The organism is Bradyrhizobium sp. in8p8 (assembly GCF_000426845.1).
In the GTDB taxonomy this organism is placed as follows: Bacteria; Pseudomonadota; Alphaproteobacteria; order Rhizobiales; family Xanthobacteraceae; genus Bradyrhizobium; species Bradyrhizobium japonicum_C.
In genome coordinates, this window is record NZ_AUGD01000003.1 from 338902 (window position 1) to 364809 (window position 25908).

General features: G+C 65.9%; 20 protein-coding genes. 10 read left to right on the forward strand and 10 right to left on the reverse strand.

The genetic code is table 11. The features are described from left to right. The first annotated feature begins 172 nt into the window (after positions 1-172). The 10 genes from rpsA to K408_RS0111810 all read left to right on the forward strand — a co-directional run bounded on the left by rpsA (position 173) and on the right by K408_RS0111810 (position 10163). The gene (rpsA, locus tag K408_RS0111765) at positions 173-1879 is read left to right on the forward strand and encodes a 30S ribosomal protein S1 (protein WP_024338601.1); all 1707 of its coding nucleotides are present in this window, start codon (positions 173-175) and stop codon (positions 1877-1879) included. A gap of 270 nt (positions 1880-2149) precedes the next feature. Continuing rightward, positions 2150-3130 carry a signal peptide peptidase SppA gene (gene sppA, locus K408_RS0111770; RefSeq protein ID WP_024338600.1) on the forward strand — a complete coding sequence of 327 codons (981 nt, stop codon included), beginning with the start codon at positions 2150-2152 and terminating at the stop codon, positions 3128-3130. Positions 3131-3302: 172 nt separating this feature from the next. Beyond that, positions 3303-3608 carry an integration host factor subunit beta gene (gene ihfB / locus K408_RS0111775; protein ID WP_024338599.1) on the forward strand — a complete coding sequence of 102 codons (306 nt, stop codon included), beginning with the start codon at positions 3303-3305 and terminating at the stop codon, positions 3606-3608. Positions 3609-3751: 143 nt separating this feature from the next. Beyond that, positions 3752-4144: a lipopolysaccharide assembly protein LapA domain-containing protein gene (locus K408_RS0111780; RefSeq protein WP_024338598.1), complete on the forward strand. Its 393-nt coding sequence runs from the start codon at positions 3752-3754 to the stop codon at positions 4142-4144. 65 nt (positions 4145-4209) lie between these two features. Next, complete coding sequence (locus K408_RS0111785; protein ID WP_024338597.1) at positions 4210-4881, forward strand: phosphoribosylanthranilate isomerase; 672 nt, start codon at positions 4210-4212, stop codon at positions 4879-4881. After that, positions 4878-6092: a tryptophan synthase subunit beta gene (gene trpB, locus K408_RS0111790; protein ID WP_024338596.1), complete on the forward strand. Its 1215-nt coding sequence runs from the start codon at positions 4878-4880 to the stop codon at positions 6090-6092. The genes K408_RS0111785 and trpB overlap by 4 nt, the downstream gene beginning before the upstream one ends. After that, positions 6089-6925, forward strand: coding sequence for a tryptophan synthase subunit alpha (gene trpA / locus K408_RS0111795; RefSeq protein ID WP_024338595.1), 837 nt, complete (start codon positions 6089-6091; stop codon positions 6923-6925). The genes trpB and trpA overlap by 4 nt, the downstream gene beginning before the upstream one ends. Positions 6926-7037: 112 nt before the next feature. Then, on the forward strand, positions 7038-7979 hold the full coding sequence (accD, locus tag K408_RS0111800) for an acetyl-CoA carboxylase, carboxyltransferase subunit beta (RefSeq protein WP_024338594.1): 942 nt from the start codon (positions 7038-7040) through the stop codon (positions 7977-7979). After that, complete coding sequence (locus K408_RS0111805; protein ID WP_024338593.1) at positions 7976-9319, forward strand: bifunctional folylpolyglutamate synthase/dihydrofolate synthase; 1344 nt, start codon at positions 7976-7978, stop codon at positions 9317-9319. Before accD ends, K408_RS0111805 begins: the two co-directional genes overlap by 4 nt. A gap of 103 nt (positions 9320-9422) precedes the next feature. Continuing rightward, the gene (locus K408_RS0111810) at positions 9423-10163 is read left to right on the forward strand and encodes a metallophosphoesterase family protein (RefSeq protein ID WP_024338592.1); all 741 of its coding nucleotides are present in this window, start codon (positions 9423-9425) and stop codon (positions 10161-10163) included. Positions 10164-10170: 7 nt separating this feature from the next. Here the strand turns inward: K408_RS0111810 and K408_RS0111815 are convergent, their stop codons facing one another. The 10 genes from K408_RS0111815 to coaBC form a co-directional block, all read right to left on the reverse strand. Then, the gene (locus tag K408_RS0111815; RefSeq protein ID WP_024338591.1) at positions 10171-11184 is read right to left on the reverse strand and encodes an ATP-dependent DNA ligase; all 1014 of its coding nucleotides are present in this window, start codon (positions 11182-11184) and stop codon (positions 10171-10173) included. A 140-nt stretch (positions 11185-11324) separates the two neighbouring features. Beyond that, the gene (trxA, locus tag K408_RS0111820) at positions 11325-11645 is read right to left on the reverse strand and encodes a thioredoxin (RefSeq protein WP_024338590.1); all 321 of its coding nucleotides are present in this window, start codon (positions 11643-11645) and stop codon (positions 11325-11327) included. A 68-nt stretch (positions 11646-11713) separates the two neighbouring features. After that, positions 11714-15223, reverse strand: a complete 3510-nt coding sequence (gene addA / locus K408_RS0111825; protein ID WP_024338589.1) for a double-strand break repair helicase AddA — start codon at positions 15221-15223, stop codon at positions 11714-11716. Next, complete coding sequence (gene addB, locus K408_RS0111830; protein ID WP_024338588.1) at positions 15217-18363, reverse strand: double-strand break repair protein AddB; 3147 nt, start codon at positions 18361-18363, stop codon at positions 15217-15219. The genes addA and addB overlap by 7 nt, the downstream gene beginning before the upstream one ends. Positions 18364-18538: 175 nt before the next feature. After that, the gene (locus K408_RS0111835) at positions 18539-19261 is read right to left on the reverse strand and encodes a nucleotidyltransferase family protein (RefSeq protein WP_024338587.1); all 723 of its coding nucleotides are present in this window, start codon (positions 19259-19261) and stop codon (positions 18539-18541) included. A 118-nt stretch (positions 19262-19379) separates the two neighbouring features. Beyond that, positions 19380-19697, reverse strand: coding sequence for a PilZ domain-containing protein (locus K408_RS0111840; RefSeq protein ID WP_024338586.1), 318 nt, complete (start codon positions 19695-19697; stop codon positions 19380-19382). Between the two features lie 87 nt (positions 19698-19784). After that, complete coding sequence (gene tsaE, locus K408_RS0111845; RefSeq protein WP_024338585.1) at positions 19785-21305, reverse strand: tRNA (adenosine(37)-N6)-threonylcarbamoyltransferase complex ATPase subunit type 1 TsaE; 1521 nt, start codon at positions 21303-21305, stop codon at positions 19785-19787. After that, a complete protein-coding gene (locus K408_RS0111850) occupies positions 21302-23806 on the reverse strand; it encodes a sensor histidine kinase (protein ID WP_024338584.1) in 2505 nt (834 codons plus the stop codon). The genes tsaE and K408_RS0111850 overlap by 4 nt, the downstream gene beginning before the upstream one ends. Positions 23807-23997: 191 nt before the next feature. Further along, complete coding sequence (gene dut, locus K408_RS0111855; RefSeq protein ID WP_024338583.1) at positions 23998-24456, reverse strand: dUTP diphosphatase; 459 nt, start codon at positions 24454-24456, stop codon at positions 23998-24000. Next, positions 24453-25904 (reverse strand): bifunctional phosphopantothenoylcysteine decarboxylase/phosphopantothenate--cysteine ligase CoaBC, encoded by a 1452-nt coding sequence (gene coaBC, locus K408_RS0111860; protein ID WP_024338582.1) that lies wholly within the window; start codon positions 25902-25904, stop codon positions 24453-24455. The genes dut and coaBC overlap by 4 nt, the downstream gene beginning before the upstream one ends. Positions 25905-25908 lie beyond the last annotated feature (4 nt).

Below are 25908 nucleotides of genomic sequence, written 5' to 3' on the forward strand. Positions count from 1 at the left end.
AAAGATTTCCACGTATCGAACGCGCGGGCCTCTGCCGGCCCGCTTCCGCTGTTCTGGTCGCAAGGCCGGGGCAACGAGCGGTCGCTCGAAGGTTTTGCGGACCTTCCGACACTGCGTGTGCGATGCGCCCATGAACCCAACGGCCGGCAAGACATCCGCAACTGGAGAACAAATGGCTTCGACTACTGCTGATACCTATAGCCCCTCGCGCGACGATTTCGCCGCGATGCTCGACGAGTCCTTCGCAGGCGGCAACCTGCAGGAAAGCTCCGTCATCAAGGGCAAGGTGGTTGCAATTGAAAAGGACATGGCCGTCATCGACGTCGGCCTGAAGACCGAGGGCCGTGTCGCGCTGCGCGAATTTTCCGGCCCCGGCCGTGAAAGCGACCTCAAGGTCGGCGACGAGGTGGAAGTGTTCCTCGATCGCATCGAGAACGCCCTCGGCGAGGCCGTGCTGTCGCGCGACAAGGCGCGCCGCGAAGAGAGCTGGGGCAAGCTGGAGAAGGCTTTCCAGAATAACGAGAAGGTCAACGGCGTCATCTTCAACCAGGTCAAGGGCGGCTTCACCGTCGACCTCGACGGTGCCGTGGCGTTCCTGCCGCGCTCGCAGGTCGACATCCGTCCGATCCGCGACGTTGCGCCGCTGATGAACAATTCGCAGCCGTTCCAGATCCTCAAGATGGACCGCCGCCGCGGCAACATCGTCGTCTCCCGCCGCACGGTGCTGGAAGAGACGCGCGCCGAGCAGCGCCAGGAACTGGTGCAGAACCTCGAAGAGGGTCAGGTCATCGACGGCGTGGTCAAGAACATCACCGATTACGGTGCGTTCGTCGACCTCGGCGGCATCGACGGTCTGCTCCACGTGACCGATATCGCGTGGCGCCGCGTCAACCATCCGACCGAGGTGCTCTCAATCGGCCAGACCGTGAAGGTCAAGATCATCAAGATCAACCACGAGACGCACCGCATCTCGCTGGGCATGAAGCAGCTGCTGGACGATCCGTGGCAGGGCATCGAAGCCAAGTACCCGCTGGGTGCCCGCTTCACCGGCCGCGTCACCAACATCACCGACTACGGTGCGTTCGTCGAGCTCGAGCCAGGCATCGAGGGCCTGATCCACGTCTCCGAGATGTCGTGGACCAAGAAGAACATGCACCCCGGCAAGATCGTGTCGACCTCGCAGGAAGTCGATGTGCAGGTGCTGGAAGTCGATTCCGTCAAGCGCCGCATCTCGCTCGGCCTCAAGCAGACCATGCGCAACCCCTGGGAGGTCTTCGTCGAAAGTCACCCGACCGGTTCGGTGGTCGAGGGCGAGGTCAAGAACAAGACCGAGTTCGGTCTGTTCCTGGGTCTCGAAGGCGACGTCGACGGCATGGTCCACCTCTCCGACCTCGACTGGAAGCTTCCGGGCGAGCAGGTGATCGACAACTACAAGAAGGGCGACATGGTGAAGGCCGTGGTGCTCGACGTGGATGTCGAGAAGGAGCGCATCTCGCTCGGCATCAAGCAGCTCGAAGGCGACCCCTTCGCCGAGCCGGGCGATGTCAAGAAGGGTGCGGTCGTGACCTGCGAAGTGCTCGAAGTGAAGGAAAGCGGTATCGAGGTGAAGATCGCCGGTACCGACTTCACCACCTTCATCAAGCGCTCCGAGCTCGCGCGTGACCGCAACGACCAGCGCGCCGAGCGCTTCGCCGTCGGCGAGAAGGTCGATGCCCGCGTGATCCAGTTCGACAAGAAGGCCCGCAAGGTCCAGGTGTCGATCAAGGCGCTCGAAGTCGCCGAAGAGAAGGAAGCCATCGCGCAGTACGGCTCCTCCGATTCGGGTGCGACGCTCGGCGACATCCTGGGCACCGCGCTCAAGAACCGCGACAGCAAGTAAGCGAACGTTGGTCTCGCTGACATTGGAGCCCCGGCGCAAGCCGGGGCTTTTTTGTTGTGCTCGTCGTTCTCGTTGCCCGGATGGAGCGCAGCGAAAATCCGGGGCCGCTCCAAGCGTGGCACGAATCCCGGATTGCGCTGCGCTCCATCCGGGCTACGCAGTCGCAGGCCTTGTTTTGTTCAAATTGCGCCGCAATTGATGTATCCAGATAAGCCAATGGTCACGCTGTGACGGCACAACGCGCCCAGCCTTTCATTTGGAGATATTCCGATGTCGCTCGATTCGGACATCATCGTCGATCGCCGCAGGATCCGCCGCAAGCTGACGTTCTGGCGCGTGATGGCTGCGCTGATCGCGGTTGCGGCGATTGCAAGCTTTGCGCTGATCGCGACACCGGGTGCGCGCGGCACGTTCGCGTCCGTCGGCTCGATCGCGCGCGTTCATATCGATGGATTGATCCGGAGCGATTCCGATCGCACGCAGGCGCTGGAGCGCCTTGAGAATTCCCAGGCTGCCGCCGTCATCGTTCATATCAACTCGCCGGGCGGCACCACCGCCGGCTCCGAGCAGCTCTACGACTCGCTCGTCCGGCTGAAGGCGAAGAAGCCGCTCGTCGTGGTGGTGGAGGGCTTGGCCGCCTCCGGGGGCTACATCACGGCGATCGCGAGCGACCACATCATCGCGCAGCAGAGTTCGCTGGTCGGCTCGATCGGCGTCCTGTTCCAATATCCGAATGTTTCCGAGCTCCTGAAGACCATCGGCGTCAAGGTCGAGGAGGTGAAGTCCTCGCCGCTGAAGGCTGCGCCCAACGGATTCGAGCCGACCAGTCCCGAGGCGCGTGCCGCGCTCGACGCGCTGGTCAAGGATTCCTACGCCTGGTTCAAGGGAATGGTGAAGGAGCGGCGTGGCATGGATGACACGCAGCTGGAAAAAGTCGCTGATGGACGCGTCTTCACCGGGCGCCAGGCGATCGATCTCAAGCTGATCGACCAGATCGGCGACGAGAAGACGGCGGTGACCTGGCTGGTCGAGCACAAGGGCGTCAAGAAGGGGCTTCCGGTGCGCGATTACAAGCTCCAGCCGCGTTTTGGCGACCTGCCGTTCCTCAAGACGGCCGCCGCCGTAATGCTGGAAGCGATCGGTTTGGGTTCGATTGCGCATCAAATCGGGCAAACCGGCCTCGTACAGGCGGTCGATCGCCTCGGAATGGATGGAATGCTGGCGCTGTGGCAGCCGGCTGCGTCAAACTGACCGGCGGCAGGCGAGTTTCGGAGATTTTTCCCGTCTGACGCGTGCCGGGGCAGCCCGCTTTTTCGGCATTTGTCACGCATTTTCACGACACTCAGCCTTGATTTAGCGTCTTGACAGATCAAGGTATTTTCACGGAAATGGTCATCCGCACGCTTCCGGGTCCTATCTCTCGATGATCAAATCCGAACTTGTTCAGCGTATCGCCGAGCACAACCCGCATCTGTACCAGCGGGATGTCGAGAACATTGTGAATGCGATTCTCGAAGAGATCGTAGCGGCCCTCGCACGCGGTGATCGCGTCGAGCTGCGTGGCTTCGGTGCCTTCTCGGTCAAGCATCGCCCAGCTCGTGCAGGGCGCAATCCACGCACGGGCGCTCATGTTCCGGTCGATCAGAAGAGCGTTCCGTTCTTCAAGACCGGAAAGGAAATGCGAGAGCGGCTGAACCGCGGCCATCCGGATCCGGGGGCGGCCGACTAAAGCGCCATGTTCGCGCTTTAGTTCATGTTTGAGCATGGAAAACTGCTGCGCACTTTTGCGGATCATGCTCCAGGGACGGCCTCAGGGTTTCCCGCGGTCGCGCATGATGCGGCGGCGAGCTTGATGTAGGCGAGCGAAGCGAGATGCGAAAGTTCCTGACCGCGCTGATCGTGATTCCGCTGGGCGTGATCCTGGTGGCGTTCGCCGTCGCCAACCGGCATTTCGTTACGGTTTCTTTCGACCCCTTCATTTCCGAAGATCCGTCACTGTCGATCACGTTGCCGCTGTTCCTGCTGCTGATCCTGGTGGCGGCCATTGGGGTCTTCGCGGGAGGCTCTGCCGTCTGGTTCGGCCAGCGGCGCTGGCGGCGCGCGGCACGGCGGAATGATGCGGAGGCTCGGGCGGCCCGGGCCGAACTGGCCGGGCTGCGTGCCCAGGCGACCGCAGCGAAGCCCGACTCCGAGCGCCTTCCCGTTCCCTCGGGGGTGGGCCTGTACGGGCCCATCGGGCGAGACAAGCAGCGCGCGACGTTGTAGAAGCGGCCGCAACCGAAAGCCCGATTTCCGGCCGCTGACCTGCGGCCTCCATTTGCTTTGTGACCATGTCCCTGCTCGTCAAAATCTGTGGCCTGTCGACACGCGAGACGCTCGACGTCGCGCTCGACGCGGGCGCCGACATGGTGGGGCTCGTGTTCTTTCCACCGTCGCCGCGGCATCTCTCCCTGGAACTCGGCCGTGAGCTCGGCCGCCAGGTGAAAGGGCGCGCGCTAAAGGTGGCGCTTACCGTCGATGCCGACGATGCGACGCTCGACAACATCATGGACGCGTTGTCGCCAGATGTTCTCCAGCTCCACGGCAAGGAGAGCGTGGCGCGGCTGCGTGACATCAAGCAGCGGTTCGGCCGCCCGGTGATGAAGGTGGTCCCGGTTGCGACAGCAGCCGATCTCGCCGTGCTGCCGGGCTATGCCGCGGTCGCCGACCGCATCCTGTTCGATGCGCGCGCGCCGAAGGATGCGACGCGCCCCGGCGGGCTGGGGGAGCCGTTCGACTGGCACCTCCTGGAAAAGCTCGATCTCAAATTGCCCTACATGGTCTCTGGCGGATTGCGCGCTGACAACCTCGCCGAGGCCCTGCGCGTTACCCGCGCCCGCGGCGTCGATGTCTCTTCGGGGGTCGAGAGCGCCCCCGGCGTCAAGGACCCCGAGATGATCAAGGCCTTCATCCGCGCCGCGCGCGCAAGCCAAGATGCAAGTCAAGAATCGAGCGCCCGATGAACATCGCCAAACCAAACTCCTATCGCAGTGGCCCCGACGAGCGCGGCCATTTCGGCATTTTCGGCGGCCGCTTCGTCGCCGAAACCCTGATGCCGCTGATCCTTGAGCTGGAGAAAGCCTACAGCGAAGCAAAGGCCGACCCGGCATTCCAGGCCGAGATGAACGGCTACCTCAAGAACTATGTCGGCCGCCCCTCGCCGCTCTATTTCGCCGAGCGTCTCACCGAGCATCTCGGCGGCGCCAAGATCTACCTCAAGCGCGAAGAGCTCAACCATACCGGCTCGCACAAGGTGAATAACGTGCTCGGCCAGATCATGCTGGCGCGGCGCATGGGCAAGAAGCGCATCATCGCCGAGACCGGCGCCGGCCAGCACGGTGTCGCCACGGCGACACTGTGCGCGCGCTTCGGCCTCGAATGCGTGGTCTATATGGGCGCCGTCGACGTCGAGCGGCAGCAGCCCAACGTCATCCGCATGGAGATGCTGGGCGCCAAGGTGATGCCGGTCCAGTCGGGCACGCGCACGCTCAAGGACGCCATGAACGAGGCACTGCGCGACTGGGTCACCAACGTGCACAACACGTTCTATTGCATCGGCACGGTGGCCGGTCCCCACCCCTATCCGGCGCTGGTGCGCGACTTCCAGTCGATCATAGGTAACGAGACGAAGGCGCAGATGCAGGAGATCGAGGGGCGCCTGCCGGATTCGCTGATCGCCTGCATCGGCGGCGGTTCGAATGCCATGGGCTTGTTTCATCCGTTCCTCGACGACCCCGCCGTCGAGATCTTCGGCGTCGAGGCCGCGGGCCACGGGCTGACGCAGCTTCACGCGGCCTCGATCGCAGGTGGCCGTCCGGGCGTGCTGCACGGCAACCGTACGTATCTCTTGATGGATGCCGACGGCCAGATCCAGGACGCGCATTCGATCTCGGCCGGCCTCGACTATCCCGGTATCGGGCCCGAGCATTCCTGGCTGCACGAGGTCGGCCGCGTGACCTATCTCTCCGCGACCGATGACGAAGCGCTCGCCGCATTCCAACTGCTGTCGAAGCTCGAAGGCATCATCCCCGCGCTCGAGCCCGCGCACGCCATCGCCAAGGTGGTGGAGCTCGCGCCGAAGCGGCCCAGGGATCACCTGATGGTCGTCAACCTCTCCGGCCGCGGCGACAAGGACGTCCCGCAAGTCGGCGACATCCTGAGGGGCAAGAAGTGACCACGCGTATTGACACCCGTTTTGCCGAGCTTGCCAAGCAAGGCCGCCCCGCCTTCGTGACCTTCCTGATGGCCGGCGATCCGGATCCGGCGACCTCGCTCGAGATCATCAAGGCGCTGCCGAAGTCCGGCGCGGACGTGATCGAGATCGGCATGCCTTTCACCGACCCGATGGCCGATGGCCCGTCGATCCAGGCCGCCGGTCTGCGCGCGCTCAAGGCCGGCATGACGCTGAAGAAGACGCTCGAGCTCGTGCGCGGCTTCCGCAAGGACGACAACGCGACGCCAATCGTGCTGATGGGCTATTACAACCCGATCTACATCTACGGCGTCGACAAGTTCCTGGTCGATGCGAAGAGCGCTGGTGTCGATGGTCTCATCATCGTCGATCTGCCGCCGGAGGAGGACGACGAACTCTGCCTGCCCGCGCTGAAGGCCGGCCTCAACTTCATCCGCCTGGCGACGCCGACGACCGACGACAAGCGCCTGCCGGCCGTGCTCGCCAACACCTCGGGGTTCGTCTACTACGTCTCGATCACCGGCATCACCGGAGCGGCAGCCGCGGACTCCACCGCTGTCAGTGAGGCCGTGGCCCGCATCAAGCGACATACCAGGCTGCCCGTGTGCGTCGGCTTCGGCATCCGCACGCCGGAGACGGCGCGCGCTATTGCCTCGCATGCCAACGGCGCGGTGGTCGGCACCGCGCTCGTCGATGCGCTCAAGAACAGCCTCGACGCCGAAGGACGGGCAACCGCAAGAACCGTAAACGCGGTCGCGGAATTGACCGCGGCCCTGGCCCAGGGCGTCAAGGGCGCGCAACAGGCGGCGGAATAGGCCATAATTCCGCTCTTGAGGCGGGCGACACGGCGGCTTGCCGGGCAGCGGCCCGGCCGCCATATATCCCTTCAGGCGATCCGCGAGGCGGGTTCGCACATCGGAGCAAACCATGAACTGGCTTACCAACGTGGTCCGGCCGAAGATCCGCAACATGCTGCGGCGGGAGACGCCGGAGAACCTGTGGATCAAGTGCCCGGATTCCGGACAGCTCGTGTTCTACAAGGACGTCGAGGCCAACCAGTTCGTCATTCCCGGCTCGAACTACCACATGCGCATGGGCGCGGTGGCGCGGTTGAAGTCGATCTTCGACAACGAGACCTGGTTCGATGTTGCGCTGCCTGAGGTCACGCCCGATCCGCTCAAGTTCCGTGACGAGAAGAAGTATGTCGACCGCATCAAGGATGCGCGGGCGCGCACCAATCTCAACGATGCGGTCAAGATCGGCTACGGCAAGCTCGAAGGCGCAGCGGTCGTCGTCGCCGCGCAGGACTTCGACTTCATGGGCGGTTCGCTCGGCATGGCCGCGGGCGAAGCGATCGTGCGCGGAATGGAGCTCGCGGTCGAGAAGAAGTCGCCCTTCATCATGTTCGCTGCATCTGGCGGCGCGCGCATGCAGGAGGGCATCCTGTCGCTGATGCAAATGCCGCGCACCACGGTGGCGGTGCAGATGCTGCGAGAGGCAAAGCTGCCCTACATCGTCGTGCTGACCAATCCGACCACCGGTGGCGTCACCGCATCCTACGCGATGCTCGGCGATGTGCAGATCGCCGAGCCCGGCGCGCTGATCGGCTTTGCCGGTGCCCGCGTGATCGAGCAGACCATCCGCGAGAAGTTGCCCGAGGGTTTCCAGCGCGCCGAGTACCTGAAGGAGCACGGCATGGTCGACATGGTCGTGCATCGGCACGAATTGCGCCCCACCCTGGCGCGGCTATGCCGCCTGCTGACCAAGGCGCCGGCGCAGGACAGCGCATCGAAGCCGGTGCAGCCGGTCGCTAGCCCGGCGCAGATCGTATCGGCTGCCGAGACGGCGCCGGCTGCGCCGCACGCGTGAACGCGTCCGCTGACAGCGGAAAGACACCGCTCCACGAATTGATCGCGCGGCTGTCTGCCCTGCATCAGAAACGCATCGATCTCGGGCTCGAGCGGATGCACCGCCTGCTCGAGCGGCTCGGCCACCCCGAACGTCAGCTGCCGCCGGTGATCCATATCGCCGGCACCAACGGCAAGGGCTCGACGCTCGCCTATCTGCGCGCGACGCTGGAGGCGGCTGGCCTGCGCGTCCACGCCTATACCTCGCCCTATCTCGTCCGCATCAACGAATGCTTCCGGCTCGGCCGCGTGGGCGGCGGTGTGCTCGTCGACGACGAGGCGCTGCGCGTCGCGCTGGAAGAGGTCGAACGGGTCAATGCCGGCGAGCCTGCGACATTGTTCGAGTTGAAGACGGCCGCCGCTTTCCTGCTGTTCGCGCAGAACCCGGCAGACGTGGTGCTGCTCGAAGTCGGCCTCGGCGGCCGGCTCGATTCGACCAACGTGATCGATGCACCGGCCGCCTGCGTGATCACGCCCGTCAGCATGGACCACATGGACTTCCTCGGCGATACGCTCGCATCGATCGCCGGCGAGAAGGCCGCGATCATCAAGCGCGGCGTCCCCGTGGTTTGCGCCGAGCAGATGCCGGAGGCAATGGAAGTGATCGAGGCGCAGGCGAAGCGCATGCGCGCGCCGCTGTTCGCCGCAAACGAGAGCTGGCACGTCAACGTCGAGCGCGGGCGTCTGGTTTATTCCGACGATCGCGGCTTGATGGATCTGCCGGCGCCGCGCCTGTTCGGCCGTCACCAATTCGCCAATGCCGGCCTTGCCATCGCAACGCTGCGTGCCGTTCCGGGCTTCAAGGTCAACCACGCAGCGTTCGAGGCCGGCATCGTCGGCGCCGAATGGCCGGCGCGGATGCAGCGCCTCGCCTCCGGCGAGCTGCTGTCCTGGGGCCCGCAGGGCTCGGAGATCTGGCTCGACGGCGGCCACAATGCCGAGGGCGGGCGCGTCGCGGCGGCGGCGCTCGGCGATCTCGAAGAGCGGGTGTCGCGGCCGCTGGTGGTCATCGCGGGCATGATGGCCAACAAGGACGCGAAGGGCTTTCTGGCCAACTTCGCCGGCCTCACCCGTCACATCATCGCAGTGCCGATTCCCGATACCGAAAACGCGATGCCGGTCGACCGTCTGGCGGATGCCGCGCGCAGCCTCGGCATGCGCGTGGAGCCCGCGCCGGGAATCGAAGCGGCCCTGCGTGCATTGGCAAAGCTCGCCTACGAGGCGCCGCCGCGCATCCTGATCACCGGCTCGCTATATCTCGCCGGCCACGTGCTTGCGATCAACGGCACGCCTCCTGCATGAGCCTGCGCAGCCCGGATGGAGCGCAGCGCAATCCGGGTATCTTTCCACGACTGTCAAAATCCCGGACTGCGCTGCGCTCCATCCGGGGGTATGGTGCGTGCCCATGCGTTTTGCTGCGATTGCCGACATCCACGGAAACTACCTCGCTCTGGAATCAGTCCTCGCGGACATCCGTGCTCAGGGCATCAGCGATATCGTCAACCTCGGAGACATGCTGAGCGGTCCGCTCGATGCGCGGCGAACCATCGAGATCCTCATGCAGCTCGACGCCGTGCACGTGCTCGGCAATCACGATCGCTATCTGATCGACCGCGTTCCGGAAAAGATGGGCTCGTGGGATCGTCCCGCCCATGCAGCGCTCGACGCCGCGCAGCTCGACTGGCTGCGCGCGCAGCCGATGACACGCGTGTTCCGCGATCGGGTGTTTCTCTGCCACGCAACACCCGAGCACGATGAGGTCTATTGGCTCGACACTGTGCATCCCGACGGCGCGGTGGCGCTGTCGCCGCTCGATCGCATCGAGCAGTTTGCGGGAGGGATCACGCAGTCGCTCATCCTCTGCGCCCACACCCATCTCGCCCGCGCCGTCCGCCTGCGCGACGGCCGCGTGATCGTCAATCCCGGCAGCGTTGGCAGTCCCGGTTTTCGCGACAAGCATCCATTCCCGCATGTCGTCGAAGCCGGCACGCCGCACGCCCGCTATGCCGTCCTCGAACTTGTCGATGCAGCGTGGCAGGTGACGTTCCGCCATGTCGTGTATGATCACGAGGCGATGGCCGCGCTGGCGCGTCGCAACGGCCAGCCGGAATTGGCGAACGCGCTGGCGACGGGATGGATCAAGTAGCTGTTCACTACGGACGCTTCAACAGCTTCATCGGATCGGCCACCTTCTGCTTCAGCTGCTCGAACGTGCATTGTCGCGGCGCCTTGTCGGGACGCCAGCGCAGGATCGAGGTGCCGTGGCGAAACCGCTCGCCGCTGAAATGGTCGTAGCAGACCTCGAGCACGAGCTTCGGCTTCAGCGGGCACCATTTCGCCGAGCGCTCCGTCGACCAGCGGCTTGGTCCGCCCGGCGCGTTGCCGGTGAACCCGGGCTCGCCGATCAACGCTTCGAGCCGGTCGGTCAGGGCTGGTTTCGCCTCCGCCTTGATGGCCGAGGTAAAGCCGACATGGTGCAGCAAGCCGCCATCGTCGTAGAGCCCGAGCAGCAGGGAGCCGACCACCTTGCGTCCGGCGATCCTGTTCGTGGCGTAGCGGAAGCCGCCAATGACGCAATCGGCGCTGCGGAATTTCTTGATCTTCTGCATCCCGTCGCGATTTCCCGCCTGGTAGGGCAGGTCGGTGCGCTTGGCGATGATTCCATCGGAGCCGCCGCCGGATTGTGCCAGCCATTTCCTGGCGGTGGCGTAACTCGCTGTCGCGGGAGACAGCCGGAAAATGCTGTCCTTGAGGTAGGATTCCGCAAAAGCGTCCAGGGCCGGCCGTCGCTCGCGCAGCGTCTTTTCAGCCAGCCCTTTGTCGCGGGCCGTCGCGAGCAGATCGAAGGCGAGATAGAGCGCCGGCGTCTCCACCGAGAGCCTCTTCACGCGGCTCGCAGCCGGATGAATCCGCTGCAGCAGCGCGTCGAAGGAAAAGCTTTTGCCGTGCGGCACCACGAGCTCGCCGTCGAGCGTGAAGTGGTCCGCCTTCAGCCCTGAGGCGGCGGCGACGACTTCCGGGAAGTAGCGTGCGAGGTCCTCGCCCGACTTCGAGCGCAGATCGACGTTGCCGCCGTTGCGCGACAGCAGGCAGCGGAAGCCATCCCATTTCGGCTCGTACTGCCATTCCTTGCCGCGCGGGATTTCATCGACCGAGCGCGCCTCCATCGCAACGAGAGAGGCCGATCTTCGGGCGCGCTTCGCGGGTGGGGCTGGCAAGGGCGGGACTCGTCATACGCTGAATACGCCCCATCAACGCAAAACGGCCGGCTTTGGCCGGCCGTTTCGAAAATAATCTTCGAGGTGGATCAGACCGCGGAGGTGATCCACTGCTGCAGCTTCGCCTTCGGCGCAGCGCCCACCTGGCGGGAGGCCATCTCGCCGCCCTTGAAGATCATCAGGGTCGGGATCGACATCACGCCGTACTTGGACGCGGTCTTCGGGCTCTCATCGACGTTGAGCTTGACGATCTTCACCTTGTCGCCCATAGCGCCGGCGATCTCATCGAGGGCGGGCGCGATCATGCGGCAGGGGCCGCACCATTCGGCCCAGAAATCGACGACCACGGGGCCGTTCGCCTTGAGCACTTCGGTTTCGAAATCCGCGTCGGAAACCTTGCCAACGGCCATTGGGAGTACCTCACTCGGTTGAAAGAAGCGGCGCGACCTGGAATCGCGCCCGGGATCATGGATCCAACCTATGAACGGCCTCTTGCCGGGTCAAGGAGGCTCACGCCGAGATGAAGGGATGCCAGCGCCGCGTCCAGCGCGGGGGCCGAAATCTCCATGTATTCAAGGGCCTCGGTCCAGAGCAGAACGGCCCTGATCGGGGTTTGGGGATAAAGCTGCGACAGCACCGCCCGGTACAGCGCAAGCTGGCGGACGTAGGCCGGCGGCGCCTCGGCGGCGCTCCTTGGAGCCGCCTGGTTGGTCTTGAAGTCGACGATCAGCACCTCATCGGAGCGAACGACCAGCCGGTCGATCTGCCCCGATACCAAGGCCGGGGGGCGACCCGGTCGCTCCAGCCTGCCCGCGATGGCGACCTCCGCCCGGCTGCCGGGGCCGAAGACTGCGGCGAAACGCGGTTCAGCGATCAAGGCGAGCACCTTGTCGGCCAGCGCGGTGCGGTCGGCCTCCGGCCAGTCCGAGGCGTTGCGGGCCATGAAGCCGAGCGCGGCCTCGCGCCGGCGCGCGACGGCGATGTCGGGCAGGGATTGCAGCAGCCGGTGCACCAATGTGCCGCGCTGCAGCGCCAGTGCGCGCGACTGGATTGATTCGCCTGATCTCACGCTGCGGCCTTCCTCGGCGGACTGGCCCGAGGGGCGCACGGGATCATCGTCGATGGTCTCGCGCGGAGCCGTTGTCCGCAGCCAGTCCGGCAACGCGATGGTCTGGTGCATTGATGGCGCGGGCGTGCCCAGCGCTGCGACATCCTCCGGCCGGGCGAATCGGGTCGCCTTGCCCAGCGGCGTCTCGATGACCTGCTTGTCCAGTCCCGAGCCGGCGAGCCCGGTGTTGACGAGATCGTACCAGCTCAGCTTGCGGACCGTCTTCATGTTGCCGGGCATGCAGCCGCCGACGATCAGCCGGTCGGCCGCGCGCGTCATCGCGACATAGAGCAGGCGGCGGTATTCGTCCTCGGTCTCCTCGAGCATCGCCTTGCGCGCCTCGGCGACCGGCTTGGGATCATCGGCCTTGCGCCCGGCCCAGACCACGACCTTGCCGCCATTGCCGCGCGGCACGTGGATCAGGCGCAGCCGCTGCGAATCCGCGGGCGAGGATGTGGTGTCGACCATGAACACGACGGACGCCTCCAGGCCCTTGGCGCCGTGCACGGTCATCACCCGCACCTCGTCGCGCGAGATCTCCATGTCGCGCTTCACCTCGGTGTCGGCCGAGCGCAGCCAGGCCATGAAGCCCTGCAGTGAGGCCGGCGCCTTGCGCTCGTAGTTCAGCGCGAGCTCCAGGAATTCGTCGAGCGCATCATTGGCCTCGTGCCCGAGCCGGCGCAGGATGCGCGCGCGCCCGCCGTCCCCGCCGAGCAACCATGCATAGAACGCGAACGGCGTCTCCTCGCGGGCACGGATCTCGCAGGCTTCCAGGCGCCGCAACGCCGCGGCGAACTTCTCGCTTGTGCCCGCATGTTCGCCGAGCGCGCGGCGCAGCGAGCCTTTGCGGTCCCAGGCCAGCGTGAACAGGTCGTCGTCGTCGAGCCCGAACAGCGGGCTCTTCAGCGCAACCGCGAGCGCGAGGTCGTCCTGAGGCAACAGCAGCGCGTCGGCGAGGTTCATCAGGTCGATGATGGCGATATGCTCGGTGAGCTTGAGGCGGTCGGCGCCCGCGACCGGAACGCCAGCATGCTTCAACGCCTGGATCACGGCATCGAAGGCGTTGCCGCGCCGACGCACCAGGATCAGCATATCGCCATAGCGCAGCGGGCGGCGCTCGCCTTCGTGTCCCGTCAGCGTGCCGCTCTCGACCAGCCGCTTGATCTCGGTCATGATGCGGCGCGCGAGCTTGACTTCAGGGCTGGTGACCGCGACGCCGTCGAACGGCGCGCGCCAGCCCTCGATGTCCTGCCTCTCATCGGCCTCTGCGAGATCCCACAGCTCGATCACGCTCGGCCCTGCATCGGCTAGCGCATTGTGCAGGGGATGGCCGATGTCGACCGAATGGATGCTCTTGTAGATCTGGGGATCGCGGAAGACGTGATCCACTGAATGCAGGATCGTCGCGCCCGAACGGAACGAATAGGTGAAGGCGACCGGATCGAATTTTAGCCCGGCCGCCGTGAACCTGCGATGCAGCTCGCGCCGTCGCGCGTCGAATTCGTGGGGCGCGGCGCCCTGGAACGAGAAGATCGACTGCTTCTCATCGCCGACCGCGAAGATGGTGCGGTTCAACCCCTCGCGCGCGCCTTCGCCGGCCGTGAACTCCGAGATGATGTGCGCCACGATGTCCCATTGCCGCGGGCTCGTATCCTGGGCTTCGTCGATCAGGACGTGGTCGACGCCGCGATCGAGCTTGTAATGCACCCAGCCCGAGGCGACGCGGTTCAGCATCGCCAGCGTCTTGTCGATCAGATCGTCATAGTCGAGCAGCCCGCGCTCCTGCTTCTCGCGGCGGTAGTTCGCGGCAGCGGCGGTCGCGATATGCAGCAGGGCCGCGGTACGGTCGCGCATGGTTACCGCGCGGCGCTTCTCGATCAATCCTGCAAGGCGCTGGACTTCCGCTTCGAACAGGCGCGCGACGGACGGGTTGTGGTCGCAAAGCTTCTTCGTCAGCACCGCTTTGCGCGGGAGTTTCTCGTCGGTGAGGAAGACGCAGAGATAGGCATCGACCTGAGCGCTGCCGGAAAAGACCTTTGCCTCGCGCAGCCGGGCAGCCTGGTCATTGTCCGACTTGCTGCCGTCTTCCAGCGCAGCGGCGATGTCGTCCCAGCGCGATCGGGGCAGGAACGGGCCGTCGAGAATCTCTGTCTCGACGTCCTCGATGCGATCGCCGCTGTCGGCACCCAGGACGGCTGCCATTTGCGCCGCCGCGGCCTCTGCGTTACCAGCCTCGTCGGTCCAGGCCATGAAATGATCGCGGCTGAGACACGCTTCCCGCACGACCTCCTTGAAGGTGACATCCGCGGCGCTCGCCATCGCCGTCAGCAGCGCGCGGCCGGTGACGCTATCAGGGGCGCGTGCGGCCTCCAGCAGCACCTTCAGATTGGCGCGTTCCATCATGTCGGTCTGGTCGCGTTCGTCGATCACGGCAAAGCGCGCCGGCACGTTGGCCTCGAACGGAAATTGCTGGAGCAGGCGCGTGCACAGGGCGTGGATGGTCTGCACCTTCAGCCCGCCCGGCGTCTCCAGCGCGCAGGCGAACAGCTTTCGCGCATCGCGCCGCAGTTTTGCGCTCGGGTGGGGGATGCCGACGGCTCGGATTGCCGCATCGAGCGCGGAATCGTCCAGCGTCACCCAATGCCCGAGCGTGGTGAACACGCGCTCGGCCATGTTGGCGGCGGCGGCCTTGGTGAAGGTGATGCAGAGGATCTTTTCCGGCGGTACGCCCGACAGCAGCAGGCGGATCACGCGCTGCACCAGCACATGGGTCTTGCCCGAGCCGGCATTGGCCGACACGAAAGCCGAGGCGGTCGGATCCGACGCGCGCGCCTGCCGCGCACGCACCTCGTCCGGGATGGGTCGGGGCGCCTTCACCATTCCTCGATCCCCAATCCGCCGGCCGCCGACCACTCCTTGATGCGGGCGAGGTCGTCATAGGTGCCGTAGCGGTTCGTCCACATCGGCAGGTTCAGCGAGGTATAGGGTTGGCTCTCGTCCTCGAAGGCGCGGACCAGCGCTTCCAGCTTGGCCCGCGCTTCGGCGGCGGCCGTATCCGGGGGGATCGGCTCGTCACCTTTATTTATCTTGAGCTGGACGATCCGCTCTTCGCCCGGCGGATTGTTGCCGCTGAGACGGACATAGACGAGCTGACTTACCGATGAACCGGCGTCGATATCAGGGAAACCGCCTTCGCGCAGGATTGCAGCCTCCAACGTCAATTGCGGCGACAGCCCCACGCGAACCTGCTTGTCGCTTGGTGGCTGTCCGGTTTTGTAGTCGAGGATGGCATAGGAGCCACCCTTCCGCCGCTCGATGCGGTCGGCGACGGCAGAAAGGCGGAAGCTGCGGTTATTGTCGAGCGCGATCGAGATCTCGCCGCGTGTCTCAGCCGCGATGGTCTCGATCGCATCGCGCCGCGCGGTCTCCCATTCGCCGAACCAGCGCGCGATGCGCTGGAAGCGCGGCCACCATAGCGCCCGTGCCTCGGGGCGCTCCATCAGCGGCATAAAGTGCTTCTCGCCGATGGCGCGCAGCACACGGGCGGGATCGTCGGGCAAACGCCCGGCATAAGTCTTGGTGAACTCGCCAAGAGCCTCGTGGATGGCGGAACCGCGATCGGCGGCCGAGAGCGGCATGTCGACAGGATCGAGCGCAGCGAGACGCAAGATGAACTTTGCGTAGATCGTGTAGGGATCGCGCAGCCAGTCCTCGACCGCGGTGACCGACATGCTTGTCGGCCGCGTTGCGCGTGGTGGCCGCGGCTCGGGTTGCTTGATCGGCTCGACCTTGGCGGGCTGGTCCAGCGCGGTGGCGAACTGCACGTATTTCTCGCCGGCGCGAATGGCCGCCATCCAGAGGTCGTCGCCTGCCACCGCTTCCAGCCGGTGCAGGAAGCGCGAAGCCACGGCCGGTGCGCCGCCGGCCTTGGCGGAATGGGTGAGGATCACCTCGTCGCCGCCGAGCAACTGCGCGAAATCATGCGCGGACAGGCCGATGCGGCGCTCCGGCAGGTCGAGCCCCAGTTCGTGCCGCATCGGCCGGCTGAGCCAGGGATCGATGCGCGGGGCCGGCGGCCAGACACCTTCGATCAGGCCACCGATGATGATGCGGTCGGCCTGCATCAGGCGGGATTCCAGCGGGCCGTAGATCTGCAAGCGCGCGCCCGGTCTGTCGCGCCGGCGCACCGCGCGGTCGCTGAACGCCGTCTGGAAGACGTCGGGGTAATCGGGCAGCGGCACCATCAATCCGCTGGTCGTGCCCCCGCGCAGGAGGTCGTCGAAGGCATTCGCGAGTGCGAGACCATCGCGATGCTCGAAGGCGAAAGGAATCCCCTGCTCGTCGCGGGACAGCTCGATCATGACCTCGCGATGCCGATGCGCAATCTCGGCGAAGTCGTATGATCTCGATGAGGGGAGGCTCTCGACCGGCGCCAGCGCCTTCTGCAAGACCTCGATGAGCGCCTGGATGCGATCAAGATCCTCCGCCTTGAGGCGCGCGCGTGGCTCGGCCTTATGCAGCGCGGACATCTCGCTGCGCCACAGCTTTGCCAGCTCCTCGCCAAAGCGACGGAATTCGCGCAGGAGGCCTGCGGTGCCCGCGGGTGGGCGCGTGCCGCGCAACAGCGCGAGCTCGATTCCCTCGATCGCCGCCTTCCATGCGCCGGGCGCGCGGCCGAGCCGGCACAGCGGATGCTTCAGCATCGCCAACAGTGTCGGCGGCTCCAGGCCCTTGGTCGCGGCCTCCGCAGCGAGGCGAGCAAAGACGCCGGCCGACGTTTCCATCAACACATCGCCGCCGGAATCATCGAAAGCGAGATCCCATCGGGTGAGCGCCGCCATCACCCGCCGCGCCAATGCGCGATCCGGCGTCACCAGCGCCGCCGATTTGTCGAGATGGCGCGCCTCGCGCATGGCGATGGCGATGGCGAGCGCCTCCATCTCGGGGTTGGGGGCTTCGACGACCGCAAGGTTCGTCATGCCGGCGGCGATCCTCGCGGCGACATCAGGCTGCTTCAGCCGGTCGTGCCAGACCTCCGTCTTGGCCGACGGTCGCATCGATTCCGAGGCGAGCAGATCGCGGCCACCTTTGGCCGGCGGCTGAAGAATCTCGACATCGCTGCGCTTGATGCCGAAGCGATCCAGCAGTGCATGCATGGCGTATTGCGGATGGTTTGAGGCCGGATGCTCCGCGAATTTGCCGAGCGCATCGCGCACGCCGCCGATGCTGCGCCAGGCATCGTCGTCGAGATCGGTGTCGAGCCCCGGCAGCACCACCGCTCCATGCGGCAGCGATGCGACCGCGTGGAGGAATTTCGCGGTGGCGGGCATCGAGCCGGTCGAACCCGCCGCGATCACCGGTCCGTTCGGATGCGCGGTCAGGCGCCGGGCTTCGGCCGCGATCAGGAGATCGCGCCGCGCCGCCGGCTCGATCCGGTTGATCTCGGCGAGATGACTGGGCCAGGCGATCCGCGCGATCCGCAGAAACTCGAGCGAGTGCTGCCAATAACGATCGAGGTTGTCGGGCACGAGCCCATCGAGCGTGCTCCAGTCGACGCCGCGCGTGACCATGTCGTCGATCAGGCGCGCGAGATCTCCGGCCAGCGCAAGCGTCGATGCAGGACCGCCGACGACCAATGGGGACAGCACCGGGCCCTTGGCCCAGGCCGCGACCAGCTGCGCCAGCGTCAGCCGGCGTTCGAGCTCGCCGAGCCGCGGCGGAATGTCCAGCGGCGTCGCGCCGGAGAACCGCTCGCCTTCATCGGCGAAGGCGAGCTCGTCCTCGTCGATGTCGCCGAGCGCGACGATGCGCGGCAGCACGACGGCGTCTGCCTTCATCTCGTCGAGAAAGATCTCGCGGACGACGCGCATTGCGCGTCGCGTCGGCAGGTACAGCGTGGCATCCGCCAGCCGCGCAGGTTCATTGCGGGCCTGAAAGCCCTCGACCAGCCGGCCGTCGAGCAGGGCCGAGACGACCGTGCGCAGGAACGGAACTGAGATGGGGACGCTGAAAACGCGCATGGACTGCCTGATTCGAAGGATCAGGCAATATAAGCAGGCGAGGTCGAATGGTCATGGGTGCGGGAGGAATCGTCCCCACTCTCCTGTTGTCATTCCGGGGCGATGCGGAGCATCGAACCCGGAATCTCGAGATTCCGGGTTCGCACTTGCGCGCGCCCCGGAATGACAGAAGTGGCTACACCACGCTCTCGAGAAACGCCTCCTCTGCCGCATGCACGGCATCAGGCGTGCCGACATGCATCCAGACGCCGTCGAGGCGAAGGCCGAACAGCCGCTCCTGCTCGTTGGCGCGATCGAACATTCTCGTCAGCGAGAATTCGCCCCCGGGCGCATCGGCAAAGATCGACGGGGACAGGATCGCCGCGCCGGCATAGACGAACGGAACGACTTCCTTCTCCTTGCGCTTGCGCAGGGCGCCATCCGGCAGCATGCCGTAGTCGCCGCGGCCGCTATAGCCGATGCTGGTCGCGGTCGGTGCCATCAGGAGCAGGATGTCCATGCGCGCGGGGTCAAAGGTTTCGGCAAGCCGTGAAAGATTCGGGCGCACACCGTCGATCCATAGCGTGTCGGAATTGACGTGGAAGAACGGCGCGTGGCCGAGCAGCGGCAGCGCCTTGACCACGCCGCCGCCGGTGCCGAGCACCTGGTCGCGCTCGTCGGAGATGATCACGCGCGGATGCTGGCGCGATGCGGTGTGATTGATGATCTGGTCCGGCAGGTAATGGACATTGACCACGGCCTCGGTCACGCCTGCCCTGCCGAGCTTGTCGAGCACGTGGTCGAGCAGCGGTTGGCCGGCCACCGGCACCATCGGCTTCGGCATCTTGTCCGTCAGCGGACGCATGCGCAGGCCAAACCCTGCGGCGAGCACCATGGCCTTGGTCGGTTTGACGGGCATCCTTCGCTTTCTCAGACCTTTCGCCTTCGCAGCAACCCTAACACGAGGCTCGATCAGCCGCACGGCATCTCGACCGCCTTAGCCAGCCGCCGTGACGGTTGTACGACGGGTGTTGCCGTCACGCTCCAACGGCTGTGGAACGCGCCTTTTTCTTCTTGTCGCCCACCTTGAGGAAATTGACGCCGATCTGGTCGCCATTGACCCAGGCAAGCTCGCAGCGCCGATAGGCGAGCCCGGTCGACGACAACAGGAGAAAGAATTCCTTGAGGTGCAGGCCTTCGACCGAACCGTCGATGGTCAGCTTGGCACCGCTGTCGGAGACGTCCTCCATGGTGCAGTCGCGCCGCCAGGTGCCGTCGATTCCCATCATCTGGGCCGGAATCCCGCGTTCGAAAACAACCCGGCTGTTGCCGCGCTGGTCCGTCTTTACCGCCATCTGCCCGCTCCAGCCCCGTAATTCTCCGGCTCCCTCGCCGCCAGAATATCAGTGTCTTGGCTAACGGGTGGTAAATCGGGCCCTGAATCAGGCTTGAGGCGGGGGGACGTTGGCGAGATACCAGGCGCGCAAGGTTCCGAGCGCGGGGTGCGCCAGCGAGCGCTGGAGATAGGTCCAGATTCGCGGTTGGTGACGCAGATAATGCGGCTTGCCGTCGCGGCGGTTGAGCCGGGCGAAGGTGCCGAGCAGGCGCGTGTTCCGCTGCGCCGACATGATGGCATAAAGTTCGGCGAAGCCGGCGGCATCGAAGCCCGTGTCCTGCGCACGCCGTGCCTTGATGTAGCGCGACAGCAGCGTCAGCTCGATGGTCTCGGGCACGTCGATGCGGGCGTCCTGCAGCAGCGACACCACGTCGTAGGATTGCGGTCCGAGCACGGTGTCCTGGAAGTCGATCACGCCGACCCGCTCGATGCCGGTGCGATCTTCGAGCCAGATCAGGTTGGGCGAGTGGTAGTCGCGAATGACCCAGGTCTTCGGCGCCGACAGCGGCTTCACGAGCAACTCGCGCCACATCGTGAAGAACTCGGAGCGCGCCTCATCGCTCAGCGGTGCGTTGCGATCGGGCAGATACCATTCCAGCATCAGCCCGATCTCGACAAGCAGCGCCTCGGTGTCGAAGACGGGAATGGCATAGGTCTGATCCGCGAGCGGCAATGTTGCCGGCAGCGTCTTGCCATGGAGCGTGGCCAGCACATCGGTCGCGGCCTCGTAGCGCTCCGCGATCGGGCGCGGAGGATCGCCCTCGATGACGCCTTCACTGCCGAAATCCTCGGTGATCAGGAAGCCATGATCGAGATCGGAATGATGGATCGCGGGCGCGGAGATGCCTTGCGCGCGCAGGCCTTCGGCGATCGCGACGAAGGGTCTGACATTCTCGGCGAGATGCACGGCGGCGCTGTAGGATTTTCCGTTGTAGAGGGCCGCGCCGTCGGGCCGCTGCGGAAAGTTCATGAGAATGACGGTTTCGCCCTCGCGCAGCAGCCGCGCATAGGAGCGGGTCGAGGCGTCCCCGGCCATGCGCCTGCGTGTCGCATCCATATAGCCGGATGCATCGAGGAATTCCCGCAGCGCCTTCAGCCGCGCGACTTGCGCGGCGCACCTGCCATGGCCGGTGATGTCGGCGGCGCGTGCATTCGAGCCCAGTGCCGGCCGGTGCGTCAGTGCGATGTCGATGCGGTCCTCAGGCATCGCCGACGGCGCCCGCTCGGGCCATTCGATCAGCAGCAGCGTGGCATCGGGGAGCGGCGACAGCCCGATCTCCTCGAGCTCGCTCCCGTCCTCGACCCGGTAGAGATCGGCATGCAGCACCGGGAAGGGCGGCAGCTCGTAGCCCTGAACCAGCGTAAAGGTCGGGCTCGGCACTTCCAGCTCCTCGTCGCCGGCGAGATAGCGGATCAGGCTGCGCGCCGCCGCGGTCTTGCCGGCACCGAGGTCGCCGGTGAGAGTGATGACGTCGCCGGGGCCGATCAGCAGCGCGAGATCGGCCATCAATTGCGCAGTCGCCGTCTCGTTGTGGAGCGCGACCGAGAATGTGATGGGCTCGCTCATTCGGCGGCGTCGCGATGCGCCGCCTGGTCGGTTGGGAAGTCGCAGATCACGACCGTGCCCCGGCCGACCGTCGAATCCACCCGCACCTTGCCGCCGTGCAACTCGACGAAGGAGCGCACCAGCGACAGGCCGAGCCCGGCGCCGCGGTGACGCGAGCCCTGCGAGCGGCTTTCGAACCAGTTGAACACCTTGTCCTTCATGTCGGCCGGTATTCCAGGGCCTGAATCTGTCACGGTGAAGACCACGCTGTGTTCGGTGCGCCGCGCGCTGATCCCGACCGTGGAATCCTGTGGAGAGAACCCGACGGCATTGGCAAGGAGGTTATAGAGCACCTGCACCACACGCTTCTCGTCGCCGGTGAAGCTGCCGACATCCGGCGCGATCTCGACCTTGAGACGGATACGGTCGGTGGCGAGCCGGTCCTGGATACCCTCGGCGGCGAGCTCGATGGCCTTGCTGACGTCGACCTGCCCGAGTTCCAGCTTCATCGCGCCGGCGTCGATGGTGGCGAGATCGAGGATGTTGTTGGTGAGCGCGAGCAGCGCGTTGGTCGATTTGGTGACGTAGTCGAGATATTCGGCCTGCTTCGGCGTCAGCGGCCCGGTCGAGGGATCGCTGAGGAAATGCGCAAAGCCGATGATGGTGGTGAGCGGCGAGCGCAGCTCGTAGGAGACGTGGTGGACGAAATCCACCTTCATCTGGTCGGCAGCCTCCAGCGCCTCATTGCGCTCGCGCAGCGCCCGCTCGACATTCTCGGTGTCGGTGATGTCCTGGAACGTCAGCATGGTGGCGCCGTCGGGCAGCGGCCGGATCATGCCGTCGAGCACGCTGCCGTCCTTGCGCTCCAGCTTCAGCGGCACGTCGGCGCGGTTCTCGATCGAGGTGACGGCCTCGCGGATCTGACGCCAGACGACGGGATCGTCGTAGAGCTGATGGCACCAGCCTTCCACTGTCTGGATGTGCGGCTCGTCGCGCATGGCATCGCTCGAGAGCTTCCACATCCGGACGAAGGCCGGATTGAACAGCTGCGCCTTGCCGTTGCTGCCGAACACCGCAACGCCCTCGGCGAGGCTGTCCAGCGTCTCGCGCTGAACCCGGATCAGGCCGTCGAAGCGGCGGGCGAGGTCGAGGCTTTCGGTGACGTCGTCGAAGAGATAGGTGACGCCCCCTTCCGGATTCGGCGTGGTGACCACCGAAAGCGCGCGGCCGTCGGGCAGGAACCAAGTGTCCTTGGCGGTCTCGACTGCGCGATAGGCTTCGTGCAGCTTGGCTTTCCAGGCGCGGAAGTCAGGCTGCTCCGGCAATTTGCGCGCCGCGCGGAGCTGGTCGAGCACGCTGGAATCGTCGGGATTGGCGTCGAGGAAGGTGCGGTCGAGGTCCCACAGCCGCCGATAGGAATCGTTGTAGAAGGCGAGGCGGCGCTGGCCGTCGAACACGGCAACGCCGGAAGAGAGCTGGTCGAGCGTACGGCGGTGCGCCTCCGCCATTCGCACCAGCGCCGAGCTCAGCGCCTCCGCCTCGCTGGCGTCGATCGCGATGCCGACGCTGCCGCGGCCGACATTGACGGCGCGCACGTCGAAGATGCGCCGCTCGCCGCCGATCACGATCGGCAGCCGCGAAGTGAAGTTGGCGGCGTCCTTCAGCCCCCGCTCCATCGCGGTGCGGTCGGCGCTGTCGAGCAGCTCGAGCTTGCGCTCCTGGGCATCGGTGACGCTGTTCGCCTCGGTGGCGCGCACATAGGCCGGGTTGGCGTAGGTCAGTGCGCCATTCTCGCCCTTGGCCCAGATCGGCCAGGGTGCGGCGGCGGCAAAGCCGCGCAGCATCTCGGTTTCGTCGGAGAGTGCCTTGTAGCGCAGATTGGTCTCGGCTAGGTCGCGGCGGAGGCCGGAGAGCTCGCGAATCCGGACGATGGCCTGGCCGCCGATGGCGCGGCCGATCGCCTCCAGCGTATGGCCGTGCGCGGTGGTCAAGGTCAGCTGGAACCCGTCCCCACGATCGCGCAACGCGTCGACCGCATGGTCCATCAGGAACGCGGGCTCCGGCGGCAGCCAGGTTCCGAACGCGAGCACGCGCTGCGGCGAGGAATCACGCGGCAGCACCATCGAGATGTCGCCGGAAATCTGCGCACGGTTGTCGCCCGCCGGCCAGGAGATCAGGATCTGCGGCTCCGCGAACAGCAGCGCGCCGAAGCGGTCGGCCTGGAGCTGCAGTTCCCCGATTCGGGCACGCAGCCGCGCCTCGCTGTTTGCCGTGCGCACGCGCGTGCGCATCAAGAGGATCGCGGCCATGACCGAGAAGCCGAGCAGAGCCAGCGCGGTGGCGAGCACCGCGAGTTCCTGCCGGTTGAAATCCAGCATGACGGAGAGAGTGTCGATGAGGTCGGCGGCCTGAGCCGGCGCAGCCGGCAGCAGCGCCGCGAGAGCGCCACCCACCAAGCCGTTGCGCGCCAACGATGTGCACGACAACAGCGTCCGACGCATCGACACGATCACGCCTGACATAGTTGCCCCAAGACCGCACGAATCTGCGCGCGGCGACCCCCGTCGCGCGCGAATCAAAGGACAATACCCTCACCGCGACTCCGCCGGTAAGAGTCCAGATCGTGAACGCAAAGGCGGCCCCACAAAAATGCCGGGCGCGTTGTTCCAACACACGTCGTTCTCTGGGATGATTCGGCTGGAATCGTGCTGGGTTAGCGGCCGGTCGAGCCGAAGCCGCCGGCGCCACGATCGGTCGTCGACAAGGTGGCTACGGGAACCAGCGCGGCCTGCATCGCCGGCGCGATCACCATTTGGGCGATGCGCTCGCCGCGCTTGATCACGAAGGGCGCCGCGCCGTGATTGATCAGGATCACCTTGATCTCGCCGCGGTAGTCCGCATCGATCGTGCCCGGCGAGTTCAGCACGGTAACGCCGTGCTTGGCCGCCAGGCCGGAGCGCGGCCGAACCTGGGCCTCGTGCCCGGCGGGCAATGCGATCGCAAGGCCCGTCGGCACCAGCGCATACTGGCCGGGGGCGAGCGTCATCGGCTCATTCTCCGGCACGGCGGCCATCAGGTCGAGACCGGCAGCCTCCGCCGTCTGATAGGCCGGCAGCGGCAGACCTTCGGCGTGGGCGAGGTGCTGCAGTTCGACCGTGACCGTCGTGCTCAAGATGCCGGCTCCCGGGATTTGTCGGTCACGCTCCTTGCGATATGCGCGACCAGCTCGATAGCGACCTGTTCCTTTGTCATTACCGGCCAGGAATCAACCGCAATCTCGCCGTTCTTCGCATCGTTCTTGCGGCTGAGGAGGTGGACCGTGTTGCGGTCGCCGCCCATCACGCCAGTCGCCGGCGAGACGTCATTGGCGACGATCCAGTCGCAGCCCTTGCGGGCGAATTTCGCTTTGGCGTTGTCGATGAGGTGTTCGGTCTCGGCGGCAAATCCGATCACCAGTGGCGGGCGCCTGTCGGTCAGCTTCGAGATCGTGGCGAGGATGTCCGGGTTCTCGACCAGCTGAAGCGGCGGCATGCTGCCTGCGGTCTTCTTCAGCTTCTGTTCGCCCTCGTTGGCGACGCGCCAGTCGGCGACCGCGGCGGCGAAGATCGCGACGTCGGCAGGAAGCGCGGCCTGCACCTGCTCCAGCATTTGCCGCGCCGATTCGACGTGCTTCACCGTCACGCCGGGGGGATCGTCGAGATCGACCGGGCCGCTGACCAGAATCACCTCGGCGCCTGCCGCCTGCGCCGCGGCTGCAATGGCAAAGCCCTGCTTGCCTGAGGAGCGGTTGGCGATGTAGCGGACGGGATCGATCGCCTCGTGCGTGGGGCCTGCGGTGATCAGCACGCGTTTGCCGGCAAGCGGCTTCGGCACCGGCGGTCGCAGCAGCCGCTCGGCAGCATTGGCGATCTCGATCGCTTCCGACATGCGGCCGATGCCCGCTTCACCCGCTTCCGCCATTTCGCCCGAGTTCGGCCCGATCAGGACCGCGCCATCGCGCTGGAGCTGCGCGACGTTGCGGCGCGTTGCTGCGTTGCTCCACATCAGCGGGTTCATCGCCGGTGCCAGCAGCACCTTGCGGTTGGTCGCGAGCAGGATGGCGCTGGCGAGATCGTCGGCATGGCCGTTCGCCATCTTGGCCATCAGATCTGCGGTCGCAGGCGCCACCACGATCAGGTCGCAGTCGCGCGCGAGGCGGATGTGTCCGGCGTCGAACTCGCTCTGAGGGTCGAAAAGGTCGGTGTAGACGCGCTCGTGGGAAAGTGCGCTGACCGCCAGCGGGGTCACGAATTGCTGCGCCGCCTTGGTCAGCACGCAGCGCACCTCGATGCGGCGCTCCTTCAGCCTGCGGATCAGGTCGAGCGATTTGTAGCCTGCGATGCCGCCGCCGATGATCAGGGTGACGCTGGCTTCGGGGAGGGCGCCGCTGCGCAGAGGCGTCGGGGCGGCGGACGCTGCTGGCGGGACCGCAAATGGCGTCAGCGGTTCCTCGCGGCCCTCGATCAGCTCCCGCAGGATGACCCGGACCTCCTCCTCCACCGATCTGCGGTTCTTGGCCGAGCGCAGCCGCAAATAGGTTTTGACGGCGTCGTCGAGCTTGCGGATGGTCAGGCTTGCCATGACG